The sequence below is a fragment of the Vogesella oryzagri genome (assembly GCF_040148885.1).
Taxonomy (GTDB): Bacteria; Pseudomonadota; Gammaproteobacteria; order Burkholderiales; family Chromobacteriaceae; genus Vogesella; species Vogesella oryzagri.
Genome location: NZ_JBEFLD010000011.1, coordinates 25074 through 49046, shown reverse-complemented (window position 1 = coordinate 49046; position 23973 = coordinate 25074). Strand labels below are relative to the sequence as shown.

At 67.0% G+C, this 23973-nt stretch carries 21 protein-coding genes; 12 read left to right on the top strand and 9 right to left on the bottom strand.

Going from position 1 to position 23973, the window contains the following annotated elements:
- Positions 1-232 precede the first annotated feature (232 nt).
- Positions 233-661: an Hsp20/alpha crystallin family protein gene (locus tag ABNW52_RS17820; RefSeq protein ID WP_349590823.1), complete on the top strand. Its 429-nt coding sequence runs from the start codon at positions 233-235 to the stop codon at positions 659-661.
- A 54-nt stretch (positions 662-715) separates the two neighbouring features.
- On the opposite strand, the gene ABNW52_RS17815 is transcribed toward ABNW52_RS17820, so the two are convergent.
- Positions 716-1633, bottom strand: coding sequence for a LysR family transcriptional regulator (locus ABNW52_RS17815; RefSeq protein WP_349590821.1), 918 nt, complete (start codon positions 1631-1633; stop codon positions 716-718).
- A gap of 131 nt (positions 1634-1764) precedes the next feature.
- Between ABNW52_RS17815 and ABNW52_RS17810 the strand changes: the two genes are divergently transcribed.
- Together ABNW52_RS17810 and ABNW52_RS17805 are read left to right on the top strand one after the other, a co-directional pair.
- The gene (locus tag ABNW52_RS17810; RefSeq protein ID WP_349590819.1) at positions 1765-2520 is read left to right on the top strand and encodes an SDR family NAD(P)-dependent oxidoreductase; all 756 of its coding nucleotides are present in this window, start codon (positions 1765-1767) and stop codon (positions 2518-2520) included.
- 284 nt (positions 2521-2804) lie between these two features.
- Positions 2805-4211, top strand: coding sequence for a DHA2 family efflux MFS transporter permease subunit (locus ABNW52_RS17805; protein WP_349590816.1), 1407 nt, complete (start codon positions 2805-2807; stop codon positions 4209-4211).
- Between the two features lie 8 nt (positions 4212-4219).
- Here the strand turns inward: ABNW52_RS17805 and ABNW52_RS17800 are convergent, their stop codons facing one another.
- A complete protein-coding gene (locus ABNW52_RS17800; protein ID WP_349590814.1) occupies positions 4220-4705 on the bottom strand; it encodes an Lrp/AsnC family transcriptional regulator in 486 nt (161 codons plus the stop codon).
- A gap of 116 nt (positions 4706-4821) precedes the next feature.
- On the opposite strand from ABNW52_RS17800, the gene ABNW52_RS17795 reads away from it, so the two are divergent.
- Complete coding sequence (locus ABNW52_RS17795; protein WP_349590811.1) at positions 4822-5853, top strand: histone deacetylase family protein; 1032 nt, start codon at positions 4822-4824, stop codon at positions 5851-5853.
- A gap of 3 nt (positions 5854-5856) precedes the next feature.
- On the opposite strand, the gene ABNW52_RS17790 is transcribed toward ABNW52_RS17795, so the two are convergent.
- Positions 5857-6291: a hypothetical protein gene (locus ABNW52_RS17790; RefSeq protein ID WP_349590808.1), complete on the bottom strand. Its 435-nt coding sequence runs from the start codon at positions 6289-6291 to the stop codon at positions 5857-5859.
- A 158-nt stretch (positions 6292-6449) separates the two neighbouring features.
- Between ABNW52_RS17790 and ABNW52_RS17785 the strand changes: the two genes are divergently transcribed.
- Positions 6450-7052 (top strand): hypothetical protein, encoded by a 603-nt coding sequence (locus ABNW52_RS17785; protein ID WP_349590805.1) that lies wholly within the window; start codon positions 6450-6452, stop codon positions 7050-7052.
- A 47-nt stretch (positions 7053-7099) separates the two neighbouring features.
- Here the strand turns inward: ABNW52_RS17785 and ABNW52_RS17780 are convergent, their stop codons facing one another.
- Positions 7100-8068, bottom strand: coding sequence for a GlxA family transcriptional regulator (locus ABNW52_RS17780; protein ID WP_349590802.1), 969 nt, complete (start codon positions 8066-8068; stop codon positions 7100-7102).
- A 118-nt stretch (positions 8069-8186) separates the two neighbouring features.
- Between ABNW52_RS17780 and ABNW52_RS17775 the strand changes: the two genes are divergently transcribed.
- Complete coding sequence (locus ABNW52_RS17775) at positions 8187-8810, top strand: cysteine hydrolase family protein (RefSeq protein ID WP_349590800.1); 624 nt, start codon at positions 8187-8189, stop codon at positions 8808-8810.
- Between the two features lie 76 nt (positions 8811-8886).
- Here ABNW52_RS17775 and ABNW52_RS17770 read toward each other — a convergent pair whose 3' ends face one another.
- On the bottom strand, positions 8887-9582 hold the full coding sequence (locus ABNW52_RS17770; RefSeq protein WP_349590798.1) for a DsbA family protein: 696 nt from the start codon (positions 9580-9582) through the stop codon (positions 8887-8889).
- Positions 9576-10451 (bottom strand): MBL fold metallo-hydrolase, encoded by an 876-nt coding sequence (locus ABNW52_RS17765; protein ID WP_349590795.1) that lies wholly within the window; start codon positions 10449-10451, stop codon positions 9576-9578. The genes ABNW52_RS17770 and ABNW52_RS17765 overlap by 7 nt, the downstream gene beginning before the upstream one ends.
- A 118-nt stretch (positions 10452-10569) precedes the next feature.
- On the opposite strand from ABNW52_RS17765, the gene ABNW52_RS17760 reads away from it, so the two are divergent.
- Positions 10570-11460, top strand: a complete 891-nt coding sequence (locus ABNW52_RS17760) for a LysR family transcriptional regulator (protein ID WP_349590792.1) — start codon at positions 10570-10572, stop codon at positions 11458-11460.
- A 129-nt stretch (positions 11461-11589) separates the two neighbouring features.
- Here ABNW52_RS17760 and ABNW52_RS17755 read toward each other — a convergent pair whose 3' ends face one another.
- Together ABNW52_RS17755 and ABNW52_RS17750 are read right to left on the bottom strand one after the other, a co-directional pair.
- Complete coding sequence (locus ABNW52_RS17755) at positions 11590-12627, bottom strand: GGDEF domain-containing protein (protein ID WP_349590789.1); 1038 nt, start codon at positions 12625-12627, stop codon at positions 11590-11592.
- Positions 12628-12930: 303 nt separating this feature from the next.
- The gene (locus ABNW52_RS17750) at positions 12931-13191 is read right to left on the bottom strand and encodes a hypothetical protein (protein WP_349590787.1); all 261 of its coding nucleotides are present in this window, start codon (positions 13189-13191) and stop codon (positions 12931-12933) included.
- Between the two features lie 141 nt (positions 13192-13332).
- On the opposite strand from ABNW52_RS17750, the gene ABNW52_RS17745 reads away from it, so the two are divergent.
- Positions 13333-14334: a YVTN family beta-propeller repeat protein gene (locus ABNW52_RS17745; RefSeq protein WP_349590784.1), complete on the top strand. Its 1002-nt coding sequence runs from the start codon at positions 13333-13335 to the stop codon at positions 14332-14334.
- Between the two features lie 12 nt (positions 14335-14346).
- On the opposite strand, the gene ABNW52_RS17740 is transcribed toward ABNW52_RS17745, so the two are convergent.
- The gene (locus tag ABNW52_RS17740) at positions 14347-17724 is read right to left on the bottom strand and encodes an EAL domain-containing protein (protein ID WP_349590781.1); all 3378 of its coding nucleotides are present in this window, start codon (positions 17722-17724) and stop codon (positions 14347-14349) included.
- A 394-nt stretch (positions 17725-18118) separates the two neighbouring features.
- Here ABNW52_RS17740 and ABNW52_RS17735 point away from each other — a divergent pair, with 394 nt between their 5' ends.
- The 4 genes from ABNW52_RS17735 (at position 18119) to ABNW52_RS17720 (ending at position 23793) form a co-directional block, all read left to right on the top strand.
- Positions 18119-19336, top strand: coding sequence for a BtaA family protein (locus ABNW52_RS17735; protein ID WP_349590778.1), 1218 nt, complete (start codon positions 18119-18121; stop codon positions 19334-19336).
- Positions 19333-20433 carry a GNAT family N-acetyltransferase gene (locus ABNW52_RS17730; protein ID WP_349590775.1) on the top strand — a complete coding sequence of 367 codons (1101 nt, stop codon included), beginning with the start codon at positions 19333-19335 and terminating at the stop codon, positions 20431-20433. The genes ABNW52_RS17735 and ABNW52_RS17730 overlap by 4 nt, the downstream gene beginning before the upstream one ends.
- A gap of 147 nt (positions 20434-20580) precedes the next feature.
- Positions 20581-22164, top strand: a complete 1584-nt coding sequence (locus ABNW52_RS17725; RefSeq protein ID WP_349590772.1) for an ABC transporter substrate-binding protein — start codon at positions 20581-20583, stop codon at positions 22162-22164.
- A gap of 225 nt (positions 22165-22389) precedes the next feature.
- On the top strand, positions 22390-23793 hold the full coding sequence (locus tag ABNW52_RS17720; RefSeq protein ID WP_349590770.1) for an EAL and HDOD domain-containing protein: 1404 nt from the start codon (positions 22390-22392) through the stop codon (positions 23791-23793).
- Positions 23794-23973: the final 180 nt, after the last annotated feature.

Sequence of the window (23973 nt, the reverse complement as noted above, 5' to 3'; positions counted from 1 at the left end):
CACCGGCCACGCTGATGCGTGGCCTTTTTGTTGGCGGCGCAGCTGGCATAGTCACCATGGTTGGCCGCATGACGACGCCCCCGGCAAGCAGGCAGCGAACCGCGTTGCCCGCCTGCTTTTGCCCCAGATCAAACAGTCAGACGCCCACCCCTTGAGTATGCGCGGCACCGGCACTATATCCATGGCAAGCGGCCCAAAACCGCGACAACCCACTGATGCACAAGGAGAAGCCATGAACATCCTGCCCTCCCGCAGCGGTCTGTTCGACGAACTGTTCCGCGATTTCACCAGCCCCGGTTTCTTCATCAAGCCGCTGCATGGCGATACCCTGCCGTCGCAGATCAAGCTGGATGTGAACGAATCCGACAACGGCTACATCGTGCTGGCCGAGATGCCGGGCGTGGCCAAGGACGATATCCATGTGGAAATCGATGGCCCGCAAGTCACCATCAAGGCAGAAGTAAAACAGTTCGACAGCCAGAACAAGGACGAGCGCAATCTGCGCTGCGAACGCTACTACGGCATGGTGTCGCGCAGCTTCCAGCTACCGGCCGACATCGACCGCGAACAGGCCAGTGCCAAATACGAAAACGGCGTGCTGACACTCAACCTGCCCAAGCGCCGCGGCAATGCCGGCGGCACCCGCCTGACAGTGGACTGAGCCAGCGGCCCGGCCCTGCCTCCAACCCAGGCCCGGCCAGCGCGCCGGGCCTGGTCATGCCCCCGCCGCCGGCAGCAGATGCGGGCGGATCACCTCGTCCAGCCAGTTCATGAACAGCTGCACCCGCCGTGGCTGATGGCGGCGGTTGGCATACAGCAGACTCACCGGCATTGGCGCCGCCTGCCATTGCGGCAGCACCTCACGCAGCTGGCCTGCGGCCAACTGTGCCGCCACCGCCATGCGCGGCAACTGGATGATGCCCATGCCGGCCAGGCAGGCCGCCAGGTAGGCATCGGCGCTGTTCACCACCAGCTGGCCGGCCACCGCCACCAAGCAGCGCTGCCCCGCCGCATCCAGATACTCGAAACCGTCCGGCTTGCCGCCCAGCTGCGGCAGGTAGTGCACCAGCCGCTGTGTGAGCAGATCGTCCAGCGTCTGCGGCGTGCCATGCGCCGCCAGGTAGGCCGGACTGGCGCAGTTCACCAGCTCGAAACACCCCAGCGGACGGCAGATCAGGCTGGCGTCGCGCACCTCGCCCACCCGCACCACGCAATCGAAACCCTCGCGCACCAGGTCCACGCGGCGGTCGGTGCTGGACAGCTCCAGTTGCAGGCCCGGATGGGCGGCGAGAAAGTCCGGCAGCCGCGGCAGCACCATATTGCGGGCGATGACGCTGGACATGTCCACCCGCAGCCGGCCGCTGACCGCCGCCTGTTGCTGCTGGAACAGCGCGGCCAGCTCGTCGAAATCCGCCAGCAGATCGCGGCTGCGCTGCAGGAACAGCTGCCCGTCCTGGGTCAGCTGCACCCGCCGCGTGGTGCGATGCAGCAGCCGGGTGCCCAGCCGGTTTTCCAGCTGCTGCACCGCGTCCGACACCGTGGCGCGCGGCAGCCCCAGGCTCTCGCTGGCGCGCACGAAGCTGCCCAGCTCCGCCACCTGCAGGAAGACGCGCATCGTGTCCAGTTGCTCCATGCCCCGCTCCATTGTCCGGTCTATCCGGACAGTCTAACCAAAGCCGCGCGGTTTATCGCACTCCTTTCCGACAATAGACTGCAGCGCATGACGGCAACCGCCATTTCCCGACCGCCAGCAGGAGTCACAACATGCGCAAGATAGCCATCATCACCGGGGCCAGCCGTGGCCTGGGCCGCAACACCGCCCTGAAACTGGCTGCCCGCCATACCGACATCATCTTCACCTACCACAGCAACCGCGCCGCCGCCGACGAGGTGGTGGCCGCCATCGAGGCACTGGGCGGCAAGGCGCTGGCGCTGCAGCTGGACGTGGGCCAGGTGGCCAGCCACGCCGGCTTTGCCGCCGCGGTACGTGCCGCGCTGCGCCAGCACTGGCAGCGCGACAGCTTCGACTTTCTGGTCAACAACGCCGGCATGGGGGTGCACGCTGCCTTCGCCGACACCAGCGAGGCGCAGTTCGACCTGCTGCTGAACACCCACTTCAAGGGCATGTTCTTCCTCACCCAGGCGCTGCTGCCGCTGCTGGCCGACGGCGGCCGCATCGTCAACCTGTCCAGTGGGCTGGCGCGCTTCGCGCTGCCGGGCTATGCCGCCTACGCGGCGATGAAGGGCGCGGTGGAGGTGCTGACCCGCTACCTGGCCAAGGAACTGGGGCCGCGCGGCATCGCCGTCAACACCATCGCCCCCGGCGCCATCGCCACCGATTTCGGCGGCGGCACGGTGCGCGACAACCCGGAGGTAAACCGCTTTGTGGCCAGCCAGACTGCACTCGCCCGGGTGGGCGAGGCGGACGACATCGGCGGCGCCATTGCCGCGCTGCTGTCCGACGACAGCCGCTGGGTCAACGCGCAGCGCATCGAGGTGTCCGGCGGCATGATGCTGTGATGAGCAAAGCTTGGCCGCAACCATGCGGCCAAGCTTTGACTGCGGCCAACGTCGCCAACCCGGCGGCAACCTGCGTCCGCAGCGGCCAGCGGCGTGCCATGGCCGCCGCCGGTTTGCCCCAGCCGGCCCTTGCGCGGCGCACCAGCATCCTGTCATCACGCACAGGCTTGGCCGCCGGCACACGGCCAAGCTGTCCCACCGGCCAGGAAACTATTACCTGGAGTGACAATCAACCAGCTTAATAACTGTTAAATTGCCACCCTGATTGTCCGCCAGTGCCTACCATGCCGTTCCGCCTGTCCCGCAGCATGCTCACCCCGCTGATCATTGCTACCGCCCTGTTCATGGAAAACATGGACGCCACCGTGATTGCCACCTCGCTGCCGGCCATCGCCGTCGACCTGGGCGTCGACCCGATTGCTCTCAAGCTGGCGCTGACTTCCTACCTGGTGAGTCTGGCGGTGTTCATCCCGCTTAGCGGCTGGATGGCCGACCGCTACGGCGCGCGGCGGGTGTTCCGTGCCGCCATCGTGGTGTTCAGCGCCGGCTCGCTGCTGTGCGCCTGCAGCCAGAGCCTGGCCGGCTTTGTGCTGGCGCGCTTCATCCAGGGCATAGGCGGCGCGATGATGGTGCCGGTGGGCAAGCTGGTGATCCTGCGTACCACCGAGAAAAGCCAGCTGGTGCGGGCGATGAGCTACCTCACCATTCCGGCGCTGCTGGGCCCGGTGGTGGGGCCGCCGCTGGGCGGCTTCATCAGCACTTATTTCCACTGGCGCTGGATCTTCCTGATCAACCTGCCCATCGGTCTGTTGGGGCTGCTGCTGGCCGGCCGCTACATTGAAAACCTGCGCGACGACAAGGTTCCGCCGCTGGACTGGCTGGGCTTCGCCCTGACCGGGCTGGGGCTGTCGCTGGCCATGCTGGGGCTGGCCACCGAAGGCAAGCATATGCTGACGGTGGGCTGGTCCACCACGCTGGCCATCACCGGTGGCCTGCTGCTGGCCGCCTACCCCTGGCATGCCCGCCGCCACGCGCACCCGCTGCTGGACCTGTCGCTGCTGCGCATCCCCACTTTTCATGCCAGTCTGATCGGCGGCTTCCTGTTCCGTGTTGGCATGGGTTCCACACCCTTCCTGCTGCCGCTGATGCTGCAGCTGGGTTTTGGCCTGACGCCGTTCCAGTCCGGCCTGCTCACCTGCTCCACCGCGCTGGGCGCCATGTTCATGAAAACCATTGTCGGCCATGTGCTGCAGCGCTTCGGCTTCCGCCAGGTGCTGCTGGTAAACAGCCTGCTGTGTGGGCTGTCGTTTGCCGGTTACGGGCTGTTCGACGCCCACAGCCCGCACTGGCTGATGCTGGCCACCTTCCTGCTGGGCGGCTGCATGCGCTCGCTGCAGTTCACCAGCCTGAACGCCATTGCCTTTGCCGACATCGACCATGGCGGCATGAGCCATGCTTCCACCCTGTCCAGCGTGGCGATGCAGCTGGCTTCCGGCCTGGGGGTGACCATAGCGGCCTTTGCACTGCAGGGCATTTCCCGCTTGCAGGCGCATGCCACACTGCAGGTCAGCGATTTCTCGTGGTCGTTCGTGATCATGGGGGTGCTGGCCATGCTGTCGGCGTGGCAGTTCCGTCACCTGCATCCGCATGCCGGAGCTGCGCTGGCGCGGCCTGCGGCCAACGAGGGCTGAGCCTGCCGTTACGGCTCCAGCGGCAGCCGGCTGCCGGCCTTGATTTCCCGCAGCGCCAGGCTGGAATGAATCGCCGACACCCCCGGCATCTGCCGCAGCACGTCCTCGACAAACTGGCTGTAGTCGTCCAGCGAACGCGCCACCACCTGCAGCAGGTAGTCGGCATTGCCGGTGATCTTGTGGCAGCCCAGCACCCGCGGCTCGGCCAGCATTGCCGCCTCGAAACGGTTGGGCAGCTCGCCGCCGTGCACGCCGAAGCTCACCTGCACGAAGGCCAGCACATCCAGCCCCAGCTTGCGGCGGTCCAGGTTGGCCTGGTAGCCGGTGATATAGCCCGCCTCTTCCAGCCGCCTCAACCGCCGCCAGCACGGCGTCACGCTCAGCGACAGCTGCTCCGCCAGCGCACTGCTGGACAGCGCGCCATCCTGCTGCAGCAGGCGCAGGATGGTGAGATCGGTGGCATCCAGCGCTCTGTCTGAAAATTTTTCGCTCACAATGCAATTCCTGTAGCAAATCTTTGCCGATAGTAGCCATTACGCGCGAAAAATGGCAAAGCTATTTCAGGGCCGGCAGCCGATACTGGGCCATCCAGCAACCGGGAGCAGCCCCCATGATTACCTTCTACAGTGACACCCACCGCCTGCACCACGGCTCCGAACTCAAGGACGGCGTGCTGATGCCCTGCTTCGAAATGCCCAGCCGCGCCGATACCGTGCTGAACCGCGTGCTGCAGCAGCAGCTGGGCGAGGTGCTGCCACCGCAGCAGTTTGGCGTCGAGCACTACGCCGGCGCCCACAGCCTGCGCTACCTCAGCTTTCTGCAGAATGCCTGGGAGGAATGGCGCGCCAGCGGCCGCGACCATGACGCGCTGCCACTGGTATGGCCGGTGCGCGACCTGCGCAGCGACCTGGAGCCGGAATTCATCGACGGCAAACTGGGCTTCTATGCCATGGATGCCGGCGTGGCGATCACCGCCGGCACCTGGCAGGCGGTAAAGACCAGCGCCGACCTGGCGCTGAGCGGCATGGAAGCCATCCAGCGCGGCGGCCAGCATGCGGCGTTTGCACTGTGCCGCCCGCCCGGCCACCACGCCGCACACGAGTACATGGGCGGCTACTGCTACCTGAACAATGCCGCCATCGCCGCGCAATACGCCCGCAGCCACGGAGCCAAACGGGTAGCGGTGCTGGACGTGGACTACCACCACGGCAACGGCACGCAGAGCATCTTCTACCAGCGCGACGACGTGCTGTTCCTGTCGCTGCATGGCGACCCGAAGAACAGCTATCCGTACTTCAGCGGTCACCGCGACGAACTGGGTGCCGGCGACGGCTTCGGCTACAACCTCAACCTGCCGCTGCCGCACGGCACCGACTGGCAGGGCTACTGCGCCGCGCTGCAAACGGCCTGCCAGCACATTGCCGGCTACGCGCCGGACGTGCTGGTGGTATCGCTGGGGGTGGATACCTTCAAGGACGACCCGATCAGCAGCTTCCTCCTGGAAAACGACGACTACCTGCGCATCGGCCAGATGCTGGCGCGCCTCGGTCTACCGGTGCTGTTCGTGCTGGAAGGCGGCTACATGGTGGACGACATCGGCGTCAACGCGGTGAACGTGCTGCAGGGCTTCGAGGGCGCATGAGCCTTACAGCGGCTTGAGCTCGCGCAGCAGTTTTTCCGCCTCCTCCGCCGGCAGCAGGCGGATGGAAACCGGATCGCCGCCAAACGGAAACAGCCAGGACTTGCCCGGGCTGTAGGCCACCAGCAGATAGTAGCTGCCGCCGGGGGCTGCGCTCAGCTTCGCCACCCGCGAGCCTTGCGGAAACTCGCGAAAGCGGAACTCATGCTCGCCGGCCGCCAGCGGCAGCTGTCGGTAATGCCCGCGCGGCAAGCTGGTCAGCGGCTGGCCGTTGTCGGTGATGTTCATGTCACTGGCAATCAAGGTGGCACCGCTGTTGTTCAGCACGTACAGCATGGCCTGCGGCGGCTGCCCCGCCGCCGCTGACGCCGCTTCTTCTGCCCGCAGCGGCGGCATGGCCAGCAGGCCGCAGCACAGCAGCAAAACCATTCGCCAACGCATCGCACCATTCTCCATTCAGTCGGACACGCCGCCCATTACGCTATAGCTGTGGATTGCCCGCGCCGCAGCCGGCAGTTGCGGCGGGGTGCCCAGTACAGCCTATAGCTGGCATGCCAATTGCGTAATCAGCAGCCTTCACGCTCTTGAAGGACACGACCATGCAGATCGGCAGCCAGATTCCCGGCAGCACCCGCGGCATTGCCGGCAGCGCGCAGGCAAAAACTGCCACCGGCCACGACAGCTTTGCCGCCGCAGCCGCCACCACCAGGCACGACCGCACTCCGGCCAGCGGCAGCAAGCTGCTGAGCGAGCAGGAACAGGCGGTACTGCTACCCAGCCGCGAAAACGTTGGCCGCATGGCCGCCCATGCGCAGGCACTGCTGCGGCAGAAACTGGAGCAGGCCGGCATCAGCGCCAGCCCGGCGTTCGAGCTACTGGAAAGCGACCCCAACACCGGCTACATCAGCGTGCGCGGTGAGCGCCCGGATGTCGCCGCCATCGAAGCGTTGATCAACGGCGACGACAAGCTGTCGCTGGCCATCCACAACGTCAACGCCCTGGCCAGCCACGTGCCGCAACTGGAGGCCGCGGCCGCTTACACCCAGGCCTGGTATGCGGCACAGAACGACAGCGAGCGCATGGCGGTGTTCGACTACTACCGCGCGCTGATGACCAGCCTGCGCAGCGACACCCACATGCAGTTCGGACCGCAGGGTATGGCGTTCAGCCTGAATGGCGAGGCCATCGCGCTGGCGGCCTGAACCGGCAGCCAGCGGTAGGCAATACGCCGGTCAGCACCAGCGAAATATCAGTGCCTGAGCGCGGCCGTGCTGCCACGGAAGGTCTGCCGCCACTCGCTGGGCGCCACGCCAAAGGCCTTGCGAAAGTGCAGCCGCAGCGACGCCGGCGAGCCGAAGCCGGCCTGCTGCGCAATCGCCTCCACCGGCAGCGCCGTGGTTTCCAGCAGCCGCTGCGTCAGCGCCAGCCGCTCCGCCAGCAGCCAGCCCTGTACCGTGCCGCCGGTCAGCTGGCGGAAATGGCGGGTGAAGGTGCGCCGGCTCATCAGTGCGCGCGCGGCCAGGCTGTCCAGGCTGTGTGGCTGCTGCAGACTGGCGCGCAGCCAGTCCAGCAGACCGGACAGCCGCCCGTCGCGCGCGCTGGCCGGCAGCGGCTGTTCGATGTACTGCGCCTGGCCGCCCTGGCGATGCGGCGGCGTCACCAACCGCCGCGCCACACTGTTGGCCGCCTCCGCGCCGCTGAGCTGGCGCAACAGGTGCAGGCAGCAATCCAGCCCGGCGGCGGTGCCGGCCGAAGTCAGCAGCGGGCCGTCATCCAGGTACAGCACATCGGCATCCACCGCGACCTGCGGGAAGCGGCGGGCGAAATCCTCGGCATAAGCCCAGTGCGTGGTGGCGCGGCGACCATCCAGCAGCCCGGCCTGCGCCAGCACGTAGGCGCCCAGGCACAGCCCGACGATGCGCGCGCCGCGCGCGTGCGCCGCACGCAATGCGGCCAACAGCGGCGCCGGCGCGGTTTCGGCCGGGTCGCGCCAGCTGGGCACGATCACCACGTCGGCATCGCGCAGCGCCTCCAGCCCGGCCGCCAGCGTCAGGCCGAAGCCGGCGGAGGTGGCCAGCGGCCCAGCCTCGGCGGCGCAGACCTGCAGCTGGTAGGCCGGCGCTTGCAGCGGGCTTTCGCCGAACACCACGCACGGCACTGACAGATGGAACGGGCTGATGCGGTCGAACGCCAGCACGACAACGCGAATCTCGGACATGGGCAACACTCCCCGGTTGATGGCCCGATCTTAACGCAATTTGTCATACGGGCCACTCGTGGCCGGCACGCAGCGGCGGCACACTGCCGTCATCGCCACCCGACACAAGGAAACCGCCATGAGCACACCGCGCCGCGCACTGATCGTCATCGACGTGCAGAACGAATACTTCACCGGCAAGCTGGGCATCAGCTACCCGGACCCGGCCATCACCCTGCCCAACGTTGGCCGCGCCATGGATGCGGCGGGCGCCGCCGGCATCCCGGTGGTGGTGGTGCAGCACATCACCCCGCCGGGCACGCCGATTTTTGCCGAAGGCAGCCACGGCGCCGCGCTGCACCCCAGCATTGCTGAGCGCCCGCGCGACCACCTGATCAGCAAGCAGCTGGCCAGCTGCTTTACCGGCACCGATCTGGCCGCCTGGCTGCGGGAGCGCAGCATCGACACCCTGAGCATCGTCGGCTACATGACCCACAACTGCGACGCCGCCACCGCGCTGCACGCCAGCCACGACGGCTGGCAGGTGGAGCTGCTGGGCGACGCCAGCGGCTCGCTGCCCTATCGCAACCGGGCCGGCAGCGCCAGCGCCGAGGAAATCCACCGCGTGTTCACGGTGGTGATGCAGACCGGCTTTGCCGCGGTGGTGACGACCGACGACTGGATCGCCGCGGTGCAGGCCAGCCAGCCGGTGGCCGCCAGCGAAGGCGTGCTGGGCTCGCATTTGCAGGCGGTGGCGCAGTAAGCCGTAGCAAACGTTGGCCGCAAAAAAACCGCCAGCCTGTCAGGCTGGCGGTTTAGTTTTGGCGCGGCGACCTCGCTTACTGGCAGCCATCCGGCGTGCAGAACGGCGCATCGGCCATGCTTTGGCTCGTCGCACCGGCCAGCAAGCCTTGCAGATAAGCGGCAAACGCCTGCGGTTTGCCAAGATACGGCGACAGTTCCAGCCGCTGCAGCTGGCCGTTCCGTTCCAGCAACAGCGAGGGGAAGCCGCGCAGGCCGTGCGCGGCCATGTCGCGGTGGCTGCGGCCAACGTGGGCGGCAAATTCGCCCTGCTGGCGCTGGTATTCGGCGGTGAAGGCGGCGCCATCCAGCCCCAGCTCGCCAGCCAATTGCTGCAGCACCGACAGGTCGGCGATGCGCCGCCCGTCCACGTAGTGCGCCTGCTGCAGGCGATGCAGCATGGTCAGCCCGTCCAGCCCCAGCACCTCGGCCGCCAGGATCGCCAGCGTCGGCGGAGTACTGTCGAATACCGCGCTGTTATCCAGCAGCAGGCCATCAAAGTAGGCATCGCCAAACGGCTGGCCGGTCAGTTGCCGGATGCGCTGGTCGTGGCCCATCACGTACTGGCGCAGCTGCGGGCTTACCTGCTGGCGGCCCTGGCCGCTCATCATCGCCCCGGCGTGCAGTGCGATGGCGAGGTCGGCAACGTTGGCCGCAGCGGCCAGCAGCGGTGCGGCACCGTAGCACCAGCCGCACAGCGGGTCGTAGTAGTAATGCAGCGTGGCGGTTACCATTTCATTTCCCCTTTGTTCACCTTGGCGCCGATGTCCAGCGCCAGCCCCATGCCGGCCTGCGGGTAGGCGCGCTGCATGGCGGCAATCAGTTCGGCGGCATTGTTGGCCTTGCCCGCCTCGCTGTCAAAACGCTGCAGGTAGGTGCGGGTGTAGCTGATGGCGCTGGCATCCAGTGCACTGCCGGCAGCCATGTGGCCCGGCACCACCACGGCGGGTTTGAGCGCAGCCATTTCGTCCAGCTGCGCCAGCCAGGCCTGGCGTTCGGCCAGCTGCTGGGTGTCGGCGGTCCACACGTGCAGGCCGCTGAACAGCGCCACGTTGCCGGCGATGGCGCGCAGCGACGGAATCCACACATACGGTCGCTGCGCCAGCACGCCGCGGGTGCCGCGCAATTCGATCTTTTCACCGTCCACGCTCAGGCTGTCCACCGGCAACGCCGCCGGCACGATGGGCTGCTGCGGCGCGTTGGCGCCCATCTTCGGCCCCCAGAACGCCAGCTTGCCGGCCAGTTTGGCCTGGATCTTGCCGGCCACCGCCGGCGTAGCCACCACTTGCGCCTGCGGGAACAGCTGCTTCAGCACCTCGGCGCCGAAGTAGTAATCCGGGTCGGCATTGCTGATCAGGATGGTCTTCAGCGTTTTGCCGCTGTCCAGCACGTTGGCCGCAATGCGGTAGGCGTCGGCGCGGGTGAAGCCGCTGTCGATCACCATCGCCTCGTGCTCGCCGCTCACCACCACGGCATTGGCGTGAAAGCTGCCCTCGCCGGCGTTGTAGACCTTGAGTTGCAGCGGCTGGGCGGCGTGGGCGGCGGTGCTGGCAATGGCGATACCAGTTGCGATAACAGTCGCGATGCGGGTGTGACGAAGCATGGTGCGTCCTTTCATGGCGGCCTGTGCCGCGGGTTAATGGACGCCACTATAATTTCTCTATTCGCGCAGATAAACCGAATAAACTGCGCATATTTGTTGCACGAATCGAGCAAATAATATGGACCGAGTCACCGCGATGCGGGTCTTCGCCGATGTGGCCGCCAGCGGCAGCTTCAGCGCCAGCGCCGAGCGGCTGCAGATGTCGCGCGCGATGGTCACCCGCTACGTGGCGGAGATGGAGCAATGGCTGGGCGCGCGGCTGCTGCAACGCACCACCCGGCGCGTGACGCTGACCGATGCCGGCGAGCAGGCGCTGCGCCGCTGCCTGCAAATGCTGGCACTGGTGGCGGAGGTGGAAGACGAGGTGGCGCCGGCCGACGGCAGCCTGCGCGGCCAGCTGCGGCTGACCAGCAGCATGTCCTTCGGCCATGCCCACCTGGCGGCGGCGCTGGCCGATTTTCTGGCGCAGCACCCGCAATTGAAGATCGACCTCAACGTCGGCGATGCGACGCTGAACCTGGTGGAAGCGCGTATCGATCTGGCGATCCGCATCAGCAGCGAGCCGGACCCGGCGCTGATCGCGCGGCCGCTGGCGGTGTGCGATTCGGTGCTGGTGGCCAGCCCCGGCTATCTGGCACAGGCCGGCACGCCGCAGACGCCAGCCGCACTAGCCGCCCACCGCTGCCTGGGCCACAGCAACGTTGGCCGCAGCAGCTGGCGCTTCCTGCGCGGCGAGACACAGGAAACGGTGAACGTGGCCACCCGCTTCACCGCCAACGACGCCACCGTGCTGCTGCACGCGGCGCTGGCCGACGGCGGCATCAGCCTGCAGCCCACCTACCTTGCCCATGCCTTGCTGCAGGATGGCCGGCTGCAACAGGTGCTGCCGGAGTGGCAGCCGCCGGCAATGACCATCTACGCGCTGTACCCGTCGCGCCGCCAGCTTCCGCTGGCGGTGCGCACGTTGCTGGATTTTCTGGTGGCGAGGTTTGCCGGTGTGCGTTGGTAGAAGGGCACAACGAGGAGACGGGCAGCCATGGCCGCCGGGCCGGTGACATGCCTGCGGGGCGGCGCCCGGCGGGCCGCTCCGCCAGCACAAGGTTGGCCGCAGCGGATGGCGGCCGGTAACGGAGCGGGGTCAGTGCGCCTTGCGCGCGCGCTTGACGATGTACATCTCTACATCCGCCAGCTGGATGACGTCATCCGGGCTGAGCTGCCCCGGCGACACCGCCACCACCCCGATACTGGCACCCGCGTAGGACACCGTCTCGCCGGCCAGCGTATAGCTGCCGACGGTGGCGGACGTCAGCCGCTGCTGCAGCGCGGCCGCCACCTTGCCGGACTCGCCGGCGACGATGGCCGTGTCGGTGGCAGCAGCGTCCAGCGCCGGGCCGGGGCCGATGAACAGGAACTCATCGCCGCCCAGCCGCCCCAGCCAGTCGGCGGTGCGCAGGCAGGCGGTCAGCCGCTGCGATACCGCTTTCAAAAAATCATCGCCGGCCTGGTGGCCGAAGTTGTCGTTGATCTGCTTGAAGCCATCCAGGTCGATAACACCGACCAGCACGCTGCTCTGGCTGCGCACGGCCTGGGCCAGCAAGCGCGCCAGCTCCTCGAACATGGCGCGGCGGTTGGGCAGCCCGGTCAGGGTATCCATCAGCGCATAGGCCGCCAGCTGGTCATTCGCCGCCTGCAGCTTCTCCACCAGCACTTCCCGCTCGATGAAGTTGGCCACGATATTGGCAAACAGCTGGAACAGCGCGTCGATATTCGGCGGAATGGTCTGCTTGGCGGCGCTGGCGGCGCACAAGGTGCCCAGCAGATCGCCCTCGCCATTGCGGATGGGCGCGCTGACATAGGTCTGGATGCCCAGTTGCCGCGCGGCATCAGAATCACCCCACAGCGCCAGCACCTCGTTGGTGGATGGCCGCCCCATGTCCAGCGCCCGCTTGCACAGCGTGTCGCCCCACGGCACGGTCAGGCCCTCCGGAATGGTCATCTGCCCGGTGTTGCGGGCAAAGCGCACATGCTGCGTGCTCTGGTGCAGATCGATGCTGGTGAGATAGGTCGACTCCATCCCGGTGATGGTGTTGAGCATTTCCAGCACGGGACGAATCAGCTGATCGATCGTTTTGGCGGTATTCAGCGACGACGACAGCTGGGAGAGGATGCGGTCCATAGAGGCTTTCATCTGGCGATGGGATAAGTCAGCAGGCGCAGCCACACGGACGGGACTGTGATTATGGCCATTATAGCCAGCGATCCCATTGATTCACCATGCCAGCGGCAAGCCCGGCTGCCGGCCGGACAAGCACATGGCGGCACGGCCCGGCTGGCGCGGCGCGTTTACTCACGGCAGATAAATTGGCAACACAGTGCCGCGTGAGCCGCGGGCATCTGCCCGAAACGGCTGCCCACGTTGGCCGCAAGCAGCCACCACGCGGTCCGCCCCATGCCCGCGCCGCCGCATCCCCCACGAGCGTTACGCCCGCAGCTGGCCGCGGCAGGCGCTGCGACGGCGCGCCATGTCCGGCCACACGATCAGCCAGCACACCAGCAGCAAGGCCAGCGCCAGCATGAGCGTGCCGGCGCCAAACACGGCAGCGGCGCCGTGGGCCAGCTGCCGCGCGGCGGAAGTACCGTCGTGACTGGCGGCGGCAAACACCACCTGCAGCCCCAGAAACAGCACGCGGGCGGCATAGGCGCCGCTGCATTCGCGGCGGGCACACAGCCGCAGCGGCATGATCGGCGGCGCTACCCGCTCCCCGGGCCGGCGCGATTGTCTTTACCCAGAGCAAGGAAAACGTGGCCGCGCTGCGGCAAGCTGGCGGCTCCTCTCCCCTGCACTGCCGGCCAGCGCCGGTAGTTTCGACAAGGATGTCCCATGCGCACACCGCTGTCCGTCCCCCTGTTACTAGCATGCTCACTGCTGGCCGCCACGGCGCAGGCCGCACCGTCCGGCACGGTGTTTACCGCCAATGAGCGCGGCAACTCCATCAGCCAGCTCGATCTGGCCACTGGCAGCGTCGCCACCGTCGCCGTCGACATCGCCCCGCACAATGTGCAGGTGACGCCGGACGGCAAGCGCCTGCTGGCGGTGGGCATGAACCCACATGCCGGCCACCACGGCAGCGGATCGACGGCGGGTGAACTGCTGGTATTCGACCTGCCGCTCGGCGCGCGGCCAACGTTCCGCCTGCCGGTGGCCGGGCATCCGGGGCATGTGATTACCGATGCCGGCAGCAACACCGCCTTTGTCAGCGATGCCAGCAACAATGCCGTCCAGGTGTACGACCTGGCCAGCCGCCGGCACCGCGCCAGCATCCGCACCGGCGCCTATCCGCACGGCCTGCGGCTGAGCCCGGACGGCAAGTCGATCTACGTCGCCAATATGCAGGACAACACGGTATCGGTACTGGATGTGGCGGCGCGGCGGGAAGTCGCGCGCATCGCCGTGGGCAAGGCGCCGGTGCAGGTGGGCTTTGCGCCGGACGGCAAGCAGGCATATGTATCGCTGAGCGCCGACAATGCGCTGGGCCTGATCGATACCGCCCGCCGCATGCTCAGCGGCACGGTAAAGGTTGGCCGCACGCCGATCCAGATGATGGCCACCCCGGACGGGCGGCAGGTGTTTGTCGCCAACCAGGGCAGCCGCCAGCAACCGGATGACCGCGTCACGGTGGTCGACCCGCAGGCCGGCAGCGTCATTGCCGAAGTCAGCACCGGCCCCGGCGCGCACGGCGTGGCCATCAGCAGCGACGGCCAGTACGTGTTTGTCAGCAATATCGAATCCGCCACCGTGTCGGTGATCGACAGCGCGCAGCACAAGGTGGTGGCCAGCTACCCGGTGGGTGCCGGCCCCAACGGCATCAGCTACCGCGACTAGGCCGGCAGGCGGCTAGTTGGCCGCATCCGCGGCTGCATTCGGTGCCGCGTCAGGCGGCGTGTAGCTGGCCACCCAGTCCTGGAACACCTCGGCAGGCATCGGTTTGGCGATGAAATAGCCCTGGGCGAAATCGCAGCCCAGCGCGGACAGCTGCTGCCAGTGCGCCAGCGACTCCACCCCCTCGGCCACGGTTTTGCGCCCCAGGTCGCGCACCAGGTCGATGGTGGAGCGCACGATCATGGCCGAGTCATGGCTGCTGGACATCTTGGCCACAAACGACTGGTCGATCTTGATGTAGTCCACCGGCAGCTTCTGCAGGTAGCTGAGCGAGGAATAGCCGGTACCGAAATCGTCGATGTATAGCGGGATGCCGTCCGCGCGCAGCGCGTGCAGCAGGTTCAGCGCCAGCTCCGGGTCTTCCATCACCGAGCTTTCGGTGATTTCCAGCTCCAGCCAGCCGGCCGGCAGCTCCCGCACGGCCTGCCATTGGCGGATCTTGTCCTGCAAGCCCTCGTCGCGCAGGTTGCGCGCCGACAGGTTGACGGCAATGGGCACGGCACAGCCCTGCGCCTGCCAGCGCTGCAGCTGGTCCAGCGCCGCGCTGATCACCCATTCGGTCAGCGGGCGGATCAGCCCGGTCTGCTCGGCCAGTGCGATGAACGCGCCGGGGAACAGCAGCCCGCGCCGCGGGTGTTGCCAGCGCACCAGCGCTTCCGCCCCGCACACGCGCCCGGAATCAAACGCCACCTTGGGCTGCAGGTACAGCCGCAGCTCGCCGCCTTCGATGGCGCGGCGCAGCTCGCCGACCATGATCAGCCGCTCGGCCTGCGCGTGCGCCTGCCCCGGGTCGAAAATGACATGGCTCAGGCCCTGCTTCTTGGCCTGGTGCACCGCCTTGTCCATGCGCCGCAGCAGGTTATGCGGCGTGGTGCCGTGGTCCGGGAACAGGGCGATGCCGGCCCGCGCCGTGACATCGAGCGCGATGTCCGCCACCGGGAATGGCCGCAGCAGGTTTTGTTCGATATCGTCGACAATGGCCAGCGCTGCCGCAGCATCGCTGCCGGGCAGCAGGATGGCAAACTCGTCGCCGCGCACCCGCGCCACCAGCGCCGGCGCCGGCACGCTGCTTTGCAGGCGGGTGCCGAAGTCGCACAGGATCTGGTCGCCATAGATGAAACCCAGCGCGTCATTGATCTCGCCCAGCCGCTCGATATTGAACTGCAGCGTCGCCAGCTGCTGCCCGCTCTGCGCGCAGGCGGTGATGGCGGCGGACAGCACTTCCTCGAACTGCAATACGTTGGGCAGCCCGGTCAGCGCGTCGTAGCGCATCATGTGGTGCATGGTGGCGCGGGTTTGCTCCTGCTCCGCCTGGGTGCGCAGGGTGGCGATGCCGAAGGCCAGGTCTTCGCTGGATTCGGTGAGCAGCGCGATTTCGTCGGCATCGAAGGTATCGGCTACGGCATCGTAGATGGTCAGCGCGCCGATGATCCGGCCGCCCACCCGCAACGGGCAGGCCAGCCCGGAGGTGGGGCCGCTGAGCCGGTCACGCCACGGCGCGTGGTGCGGGTCGAGCTGCATGTCGCGCACCAGCTGCACCTCGCCGCTGCGGATGGCGCTGGGGGAGACGCTCTGGCTGCGCTCGCTGTCGTCGACGCGCAGACCCAGCGCCCGCAAGGCGTCCAGCCCGCCCGGGTAGCCTTCGTGCGCCATCGGGCGCAGCTGCATCGAGTTGCCATCCTGCAGATACCAGATCACCGCCATGCTGTAGCCGCCCGCCTGCACGATGGCCTGGCACATGCTGTCCAGCAGTTGCTGCTCATCGCTGGCGCGCAGCATGGCACGGTTGCCGGCGCTGAGCGTGCGCAGGGCGCGGGAGACGTGCTCCAGCTCCCGCACCCGCAGGCCCAGCTCGGTATTGAGCGACACGATCTGCTCTTCGGACTGCTTGCGCGCGGTGATGTCGGTACCCAGCACGTAGTAACCGGCAATCTGCCCGTCCGCCCCCGGCTTCGGCACATAGCGGATGTTCTGCCAGACGTCGGCAAACGGCTGCCAGTCATAGCTTTGCGGCACTCCCTGCAACACCTTGTCGATCAGCGGGCAAGCGATGGCATAGCGTTCGGCGCCCAGAATCTCCGCCACCGTACAACCGGCGATGTCGACCACCTCAGGCGCAAAACGCTGGCGGTATTGCTCGTTGACATACACGTAGCGGCGCTCGGCATTCACATAGGCGATCAGCGCCGGCACCGTGCCGATGACACTGCGCAGGTGGTCCTCGCTGGCGTGCCACTGCGCGGTGCGCTCGCGTACGTGCGACGCCAGCAAGACGTTTTGCTCGCGAATGGTCTGCTCGGCCCGCCGCTCGGCGCTCACATCACGGAACACCAGCACCACGCCGCGCAATTCGCCACCCGTGTCGCGGATCGGCGCCGCGCTATCGGCAATCGGGCATTCGCTGCCATCGCGGGCGATCAGCGCGGTGTGGTTGGCCAGCGCCTGGGTGCGGCCGGAGGCCAGCACCGCCGCCACCGGTTCCACCGCCGGCTCGCGGGTCTGCTCGTTGACGATGCGGAACACCGCCTGCACCGGCTGGCCGATGGCCTGCGCCTGCGACCAGCCGGTCAGCTGCTCGGCCACCTCGTTCATGCGGGTAATGCGGCCAACGGTGTCGGTGGCCAGCACCGCATCGCCGATCGAATGCAGCGTGGTGGCCAGGCTTTCCTCGCTGTCGGCCAGCGCGCGCCGGTTTTCCTCGGTGGCGCGCATCTGCCGCCGCACCAGTACATAGGTGGCCACCAGCAGCAGCACCAGCATGCCGCCGACCAGGGTGCCGGCGCGTACCAGCGTCTGCCGTGCGGCGCCATACGCCGAATCCCGCAGTGCCAGCAGGCGCCGCTCTTCCGTGTCCATCTCGCTGAGCAGCCGGTAGGCCCGCACGCGGGTTTGCTGCAGCGGCGCCTGGGCCACGTAGGCATTGGCCGCCTGCATCCCCTGGGTCTTGCGCAGGTGCTCAACCTGGCGGGCAATGGCCAGCCGCTGCCTGATCACCTGGCGCAGCTGCTCCCAGCGCTGCAGCTGCTGCGGATTATCGGTAATCAGGCGACGAATCGACTGCAACGAGTTTTCGCGGGAAGCAATCGCCTCATCCCGCTCCTGCAAATACGCCGGATCGCCTTTCAGCCGAAACCCTTGCGAGGTCAACTCGATCTGCAGGGTATAGCCGCGGGTACGGGCCAGCAGGTGGAGCAGCTCGTGGGAATGGGAAACCCATTGCGCCGAGCGGGTGGCATCGTCGGCAACTTTCCAGATGGTGAGCGACAACGCCGCCACCACCAGCACGGCGGCAGAGATGGCCGCCAGCAGTCTGGATTCAAAACTTAGCCACAAAATAATGCCTCTTTCAAAGTACGCAGCGGCCAGCCGGGTAGCGGCATGTCCACGCTGCGAGCCACTGCCATGACTGTCGGCTAATTCAATGCGGGCGCATCGCGCGCCAACGGCAAATCAATGATTCGTCATGCGCCAAGCTCCATTCATATTGGGAAAAATCGCCTCGCTAAACAACAATAATCTGCAATTTTTCGCGCCATGCCAGCGGACGCAATCAAGCGGCGCCCCGGTTTGATACCCGCAGCTTTCAAGTTACGCCACGCCCGTCATCCCCCCATGCGCCGCCGTGCTGCGGCCAACCTTTCCGGCTGACACAAATCCCACATCCCGCCGTCACAACACTGCCATGCAGCGCGGGCACCATGCGACAAACGCCACCGCGGGAGTCAGCATGGGCACGCATACCCTGGTTCACCAAGCCGTCAACAATTCCACCACCACCGGGCTGAAAGCGCTGGGCGACCGGCTGTTTGCGCGCTGGTTCAGCCAGCTGGTGTATGCCCAGATCTGGGAAGACCCGCAGATCGACATCGAGGCGCTGCAGCTGCAGCCGGGCGCACGCCTGCTCACCATCGCCTCCGGCGGCTGCAATGCGCTGGCCTACCTCAGCCAGCAGCCGGCGGTGGTGCACGCCGTGGATCTGAACCACAGCCATCTGGCGATGCTGGCGCTGAAGAAAACCGCCTTCGCCACCCTCCCCGATTACCAGACGCTGCTGGACTTTCTCGGCAGCGCCGACCGCAAGCACAACCCGCAGCGCTTTCGCCGCTACGTGGCGCCGCAGCTGCCGGTGGCGGCGCGGCAGTACTGGGAAGGCAAGGATTGGCGCGGCCGCCAGCGCTACCAGCAGTTTGCGCGCCACGGCTACCGCCACGGTCTGCTGGGGCGCTTCATCGGCTTTGGCCATGTGATGACGCGGCTGCTGGGCGGCAACCTCGGCAAGATCGCCGATGCGGCCAACCTGCAAGAGCAGCGCGAGCTGTTCCAGCGCCACCTGGCGCCGGTGTTCCGCCATCCGCTGCTGCGTTTCCTGGCCCGCCGCGAGAGCCTGCTGTACAGCATGGGCATTCCGCCGGCGCAGTTCGCCGCGCTGCGCGCCGATGCCGGCGGCGATCTGGCCACGCTGTTCCATGAGCGGCTGCAGCGGCTGGCCTGCGATTTTCCGCTGGCAGGCAACCCGTTTGCGCAGCAGGCGTTTGCCCGCCGCTACGACCTGACGCAGCAGGATGCGCTGCCGATGTACCTGCAGTCGCGACACTACGAAACCATCCGCCACAACCTGTCGCGGCTGCTCAGCCACCACGGCTCGCTGACCGACTTTCTGGATGGCTGCGCACCGCAATCGCTGGATGGCTACCTGCTGCTGGATGCGCAGGACTGGATGGACGATGCCCAGCTCAACGCGCTGTGGCGGCAGATCACCCGCACCGCCGCGCCGGGCGCGCGCGTGGTGTTCCGCACCGGCGGCAGCCGTTCGCCACTGGAAGGCCGGCTGGCGCCGCAGCTGATGGCCTGCTGGCACACCGACGCGGCCACCAACCGCAGCCTGCATGCCCGCGACCGCTCCGCCATCTACGGCGGCGTGCACGTGTACAGCAAGCGCACATGATCCGGCTGCATCAGCCGCTGCAACTGGACGCGCACGCCAGCTGGCTGCAGCTGGCGCAGCGCCACGGCGGCCAGCACTGGGTAAGCAATGCGCCATGCCAGATCGGCGTCTGCACCAGCCGGCACGGCCCGCTGCCGGTGACGCAGCTGGCGCAGTTTTCCGCGCAGGACAGCTACGTGGCCAGCCCGCGCTCGGCCTGGCTACGCTATCCGCAGGCCGAGGCACGGCGGCATGGCAGCCGCGTGCAGGCGCTGGCCACGTTGGCCGCATCGCCGCTGTCCGGCTTGATCAGCGCCGCGCGGCTGGATAGCGCGCTGCTGCCGGGCAACTGGCTGCTGTCCACCAATCTGCAGCCGGACTGGCAGCCGTCCGACCTGGTGGAGCTGCGCGACAGCCTGCTGGCGCAGCAGCCGGAACAGCCGCTGCTGCTGCGCAATGTCTGCGCCGCGGCCAACCCGGGGCTGCCGCAACGGTTGACGGATCAGGGCTGGACCCTGCTGCCGGCACGGCTGGTCTACCTGTGCGACCCGCAGACGCCGGCGCTGTGGCGGCGCAGCAATGTGAAGCGCGACCAGGCCTTGCTGGATCAAGCCGACCTGCGCCTGCTGGGGCCGGACGACATCCGTGTCGAACAGCTGCCGCAGCTGCAGTACTGCTTTCGTGACCTGTTCATCGACAAGCACTCGGCGCTGAACCCGGATTTCAGCAGCCGCTTTTTCCGCCTGTGCCACGAGCAGCGCTTTCTGGAGCTGTACGCGCTGGAGCTGGGCGGCAATGTGGTGGGCTGCATCGGCCTGTACGCGCGCCACGGCTGGCTGACCACGCCGATGCTGGGCTACGACACCCGCCTGCCGGCGGCGCTTGGTCTATACCGCAGACTGATGGCACTGTTGCTGCGCGAGGCACGCCAGCGCGGCCTGCGGCTGCACTACAGCGCCGGCGCCGGCTCGTTCAAGCGTCATCGCGGCGGCGAGCCACAGCTGGAGTACAGCGCGGTGTACGCCCGTCATCTGAGCAAGCGCCAGCAGCTGGCGCTGGCCACGCTGTCGGCACTGTTGCACAAGACCGCTACCCCCTTGCTGCAGCGCTACGGCTAGACCGGCCCTTTGACGAAAGCGGCATATGCTTAGCGGATTTTTTGCTTGGCCGCCCGTCCGGCAATCGGGTTATGCTTGCGCCATTGTTTCAGCCATTGACACCGTAACGGCGCAGCCCTGCGCCGTTTTGCCTTGTGGAGAGATTACATGCGCACCCGACTGACCCTGCTGGCCGCCGCGCTGGCCTGCGGCACCACCGCCTACGCCAAACCCCTGACCGTGTGCACCGAAGCCAGCCCGGAAGGCTTCGACGTGGTGCGCTACAACTCGCTGACCACCACCAACGCCAGCGCCGATGTGATCTTCAACCGCCTGGTGGACTACGACGCCCGCGCCGGCAAAGTGGTGCCCAGCCTGGCCAGCAGCTGGAAAGTGGCCGACGACGGCCAGGCCATCACCTTCACCCTGCGCCCCGGCGTCAGCTTCCACAAGACCGCCTGGTTCAAACCCAGCCGCCCACTCAACGCCGACGACGTGGTGTTCAGCTTCCAGCGCATGCTGGACCCGGCACACCCGTGGTACAAGACCGCCCCCACCGGCTACCCGCACGCCAAGTCGTTCCAGCTGGACAAGCTGATCAAGGCGGTGGTGAAAGTGGATGCCCGCACCGTGCGCTTCGAGCTGAACCAGCCGGACGCCACCCTGCTGCCGCTGCTGACCATGGGCTTTGCCAGCATTTATTCCGCCGAATACGCCGAGCAGCTGGCCAAGGCCGGCAACTTCGAGCAGCTCAACAGCCAGCCGGTCGGCACCGGGCCGTTCGTGTTCCAGAGCCTGGCCAAGGACAGCGCGGTGCGCTATGCGGCCAACCCGACTTACTTTGGCGGCAAGCCGCCGACAGAGCGGCTGATCTACGCCATCACCCCGGACAGCGCGGTACGCGCACAAAAGCTGAAGGCTGGCGAGTGCCAGATTGCGCTCAGCCCCAAGCCGCAGGACATCAACGATGTCGCCGGCGATGCACGGGTGAAAGTGCTGAGCACGCCGATGTTCTCCACCGCCTTCGTGGCGCTGAACAGCCAGCACAAGCCATTTGACGACAAGCGCGTGCGCCAGGCGGTGAACCTGGCATTCGACAAGGCCAACTACCTGAAGGTGGTGTTTGTTGGCAGCGCAGTGGCGGCCAACAACCCGTTCCCGCCGTCCACCTTCGGCTACAACAAGGCGATCAAGGACTACCCGCAGGACATCGCCCGCGCCAAAAAACTGCTGGCCGAGGCCGGTTACGGCAACGGCTTTGACACCACCATCTGGGTGCGCCCCACCGGCAGCACGCTGAACCCGAACCCGAAAGCCGGTGCCGAAGTGCTGCAGGCCGACCTGGCCAAGGTGGGCATCAAGGCCGAGATCAAGGTGCTGGAATGGGGCGAGCTGATCAAGCGCGGCAAAGCCGGCGAGCACGACCTGCTGTTCATGGGCTGGGCCGGTGACAACGGCGATGCCGACAACTTCCTCACCCCGCAATTCAGCTGCGCCGCAGTGCAGTCCGGCACCAACTTCGCCCGCTACTGCGACCCGACACTGGACAAGCTGATCACCGATGCGCGCCATGTGGCCAACCCGAAACTGCGCGCCGCCAACTACGCCCGTGCGCAGCAGATCATCAAGGAGCAGGCGTTGTGGCTGCCGTTGGCCCACCCCACCGCCGCCACGCTGACCAGCAGCAATGTCAGCGGCTACCAGGTCAACCCATTCGGGCGCGTGGATTTCAGCAAGGCAGCCGTCAAGTAACGCACGCCGGCACCGCCAACTGCTGCGGCCAACCTTGGTGACAAGGTTGGCCGCAGCGCATTGTGGCCGGCAAAAACCGGTAGCAGCGGGCCACGCCGCACCTGCGCAGCAGCATGCGCCCCCATCCGGTAGCCGCCCCTTGCCGGCAACGCCGGGGCGGCGCGCGTGGCGCGGTCACGGCTTTTATGCTAAAGCTCAGCCATAGCTCCGCACCGGGAAACACTCATGCTGAAAAAACTGTTTGGCGGCCTGCTTGGCAAAGACAAGCCGGCGGCCCCCGCTGCCGAAGCCAGGCCCGCCCCTGCTGCCGCTCCTGCTGTTGCCGCCGCCGATAACGCCGCACCGCTGGATCAGGTGCAATCGCTGGGCTTTGTCGCCCACCAGCCGCTGCAGGACAAATCGCAACGGGTGGTGGCCTACGAATTCGTGGTCAAGGCCAGCCTCGGTCAGGCCACGTCGCGGGCGCACCAGCGCACCTTCGACCAGCTGCTGCTCAATACCCTGCGCAACATGAATGTGTTCCGCCTGCTGGCCTACCGCCGCGCCTTTATCCACTTGTCGCTAGCCTCGCTGGACGATCTGGCGGCGCAGGACCTGCCGCTTGCCAGCTGCATCTTTGTGCTGGAGGCACAGGAAGGCGATGTGCTGGATGACGCACTGCTGGCGCGACTGGATACGCTGCGGCAGGCCGGCTGGCGCTTTGCGACCGAGCCGGCGCGTTTTGGCAGCTGGTCCAGCGCGCTGGCGCTGTATCAGCGCATGGATTACCTGGTGCTGGACTTTGCCGCACCGAACACCCGCGCGCTGTTCCCGCTGCTGGAGCAGCTGCCGCAGCGCTTCAGCCATCTGCGCTGGCTGGCGCGCAATATCAATTCGGCCGAAGAACTGGCGCTGTGCCAGCACTCGCCGGGCAGCCAGCATTTCGCCCTGTTCCACGGCTCCTACCTGGGCGTGGCACAGCCTAGAAGCAGCAAGAAGGAAGCACCCAACCAGGGCCGCGTGCTGGAAATCATGCGCCTGCTGCGCGCCGAGGCGCCGCCGGCCAGCATCGAGGCGCAATTCAAGCTGGACTCGCTGCTACTGTTCAAGCTGCTGCGCTACGTCAACTCGCCGATAAACGGCCTGGCGCGCAAGGTGCAGAGCATCGAGGAAAGCATCATGCTGCTGGGCCGCGACAACCTGTTCAAATGGCTGTCGCTGCTGCTGTTCACCGTGGAAAGCGACAGCGGCGCCGCGGTGACGCTGATGGAAAAATCGCTGATCCGCGGCCGCTTCATGGAGCAGCTGGGGCTGCTGAATGGCAACCGGCTGGAAGCCGAGCACCTGTTCCTTACCGGCATGTTCTCCATGCTGGGCGCTCTGCTGCACACCAGCCAGGCCGAGGCGCTGGCCCCGCTGGACCTGCCGATCACCATTGCCGATGCCCTGCTCAACAACAAAGGGCTGTTCGCCGCGCCGCTGCAACTGGCACTGGCCTGCGAGAACGACGACAGCGAGCGCATTGCCAGCCTGTGCGCCGCGCAGCGCATCAGCCTGGAGCAGGTCACCGGCCTCTATATGGATGCGGTGGTGTGGGCACAGGAAGTGCTGACCGAAAGCGACGTGCAGAACAACGTGGAAGGCGTGTAACCATCCGGCGGCCAACCCTGGACGCCGTACGCCGCCACCAGCCCGTCATCGGTAGCGCCCGGACAGCGGCCCGGCGTACGCAAGCCGCTGCCAGCCAACAACGCGCGCATCAGGCGGCTGGCGCTGATCAAACACCGGCACTGCGCTAGAATCGGCGCTGTTTCCAGCCTGCAAGCATCC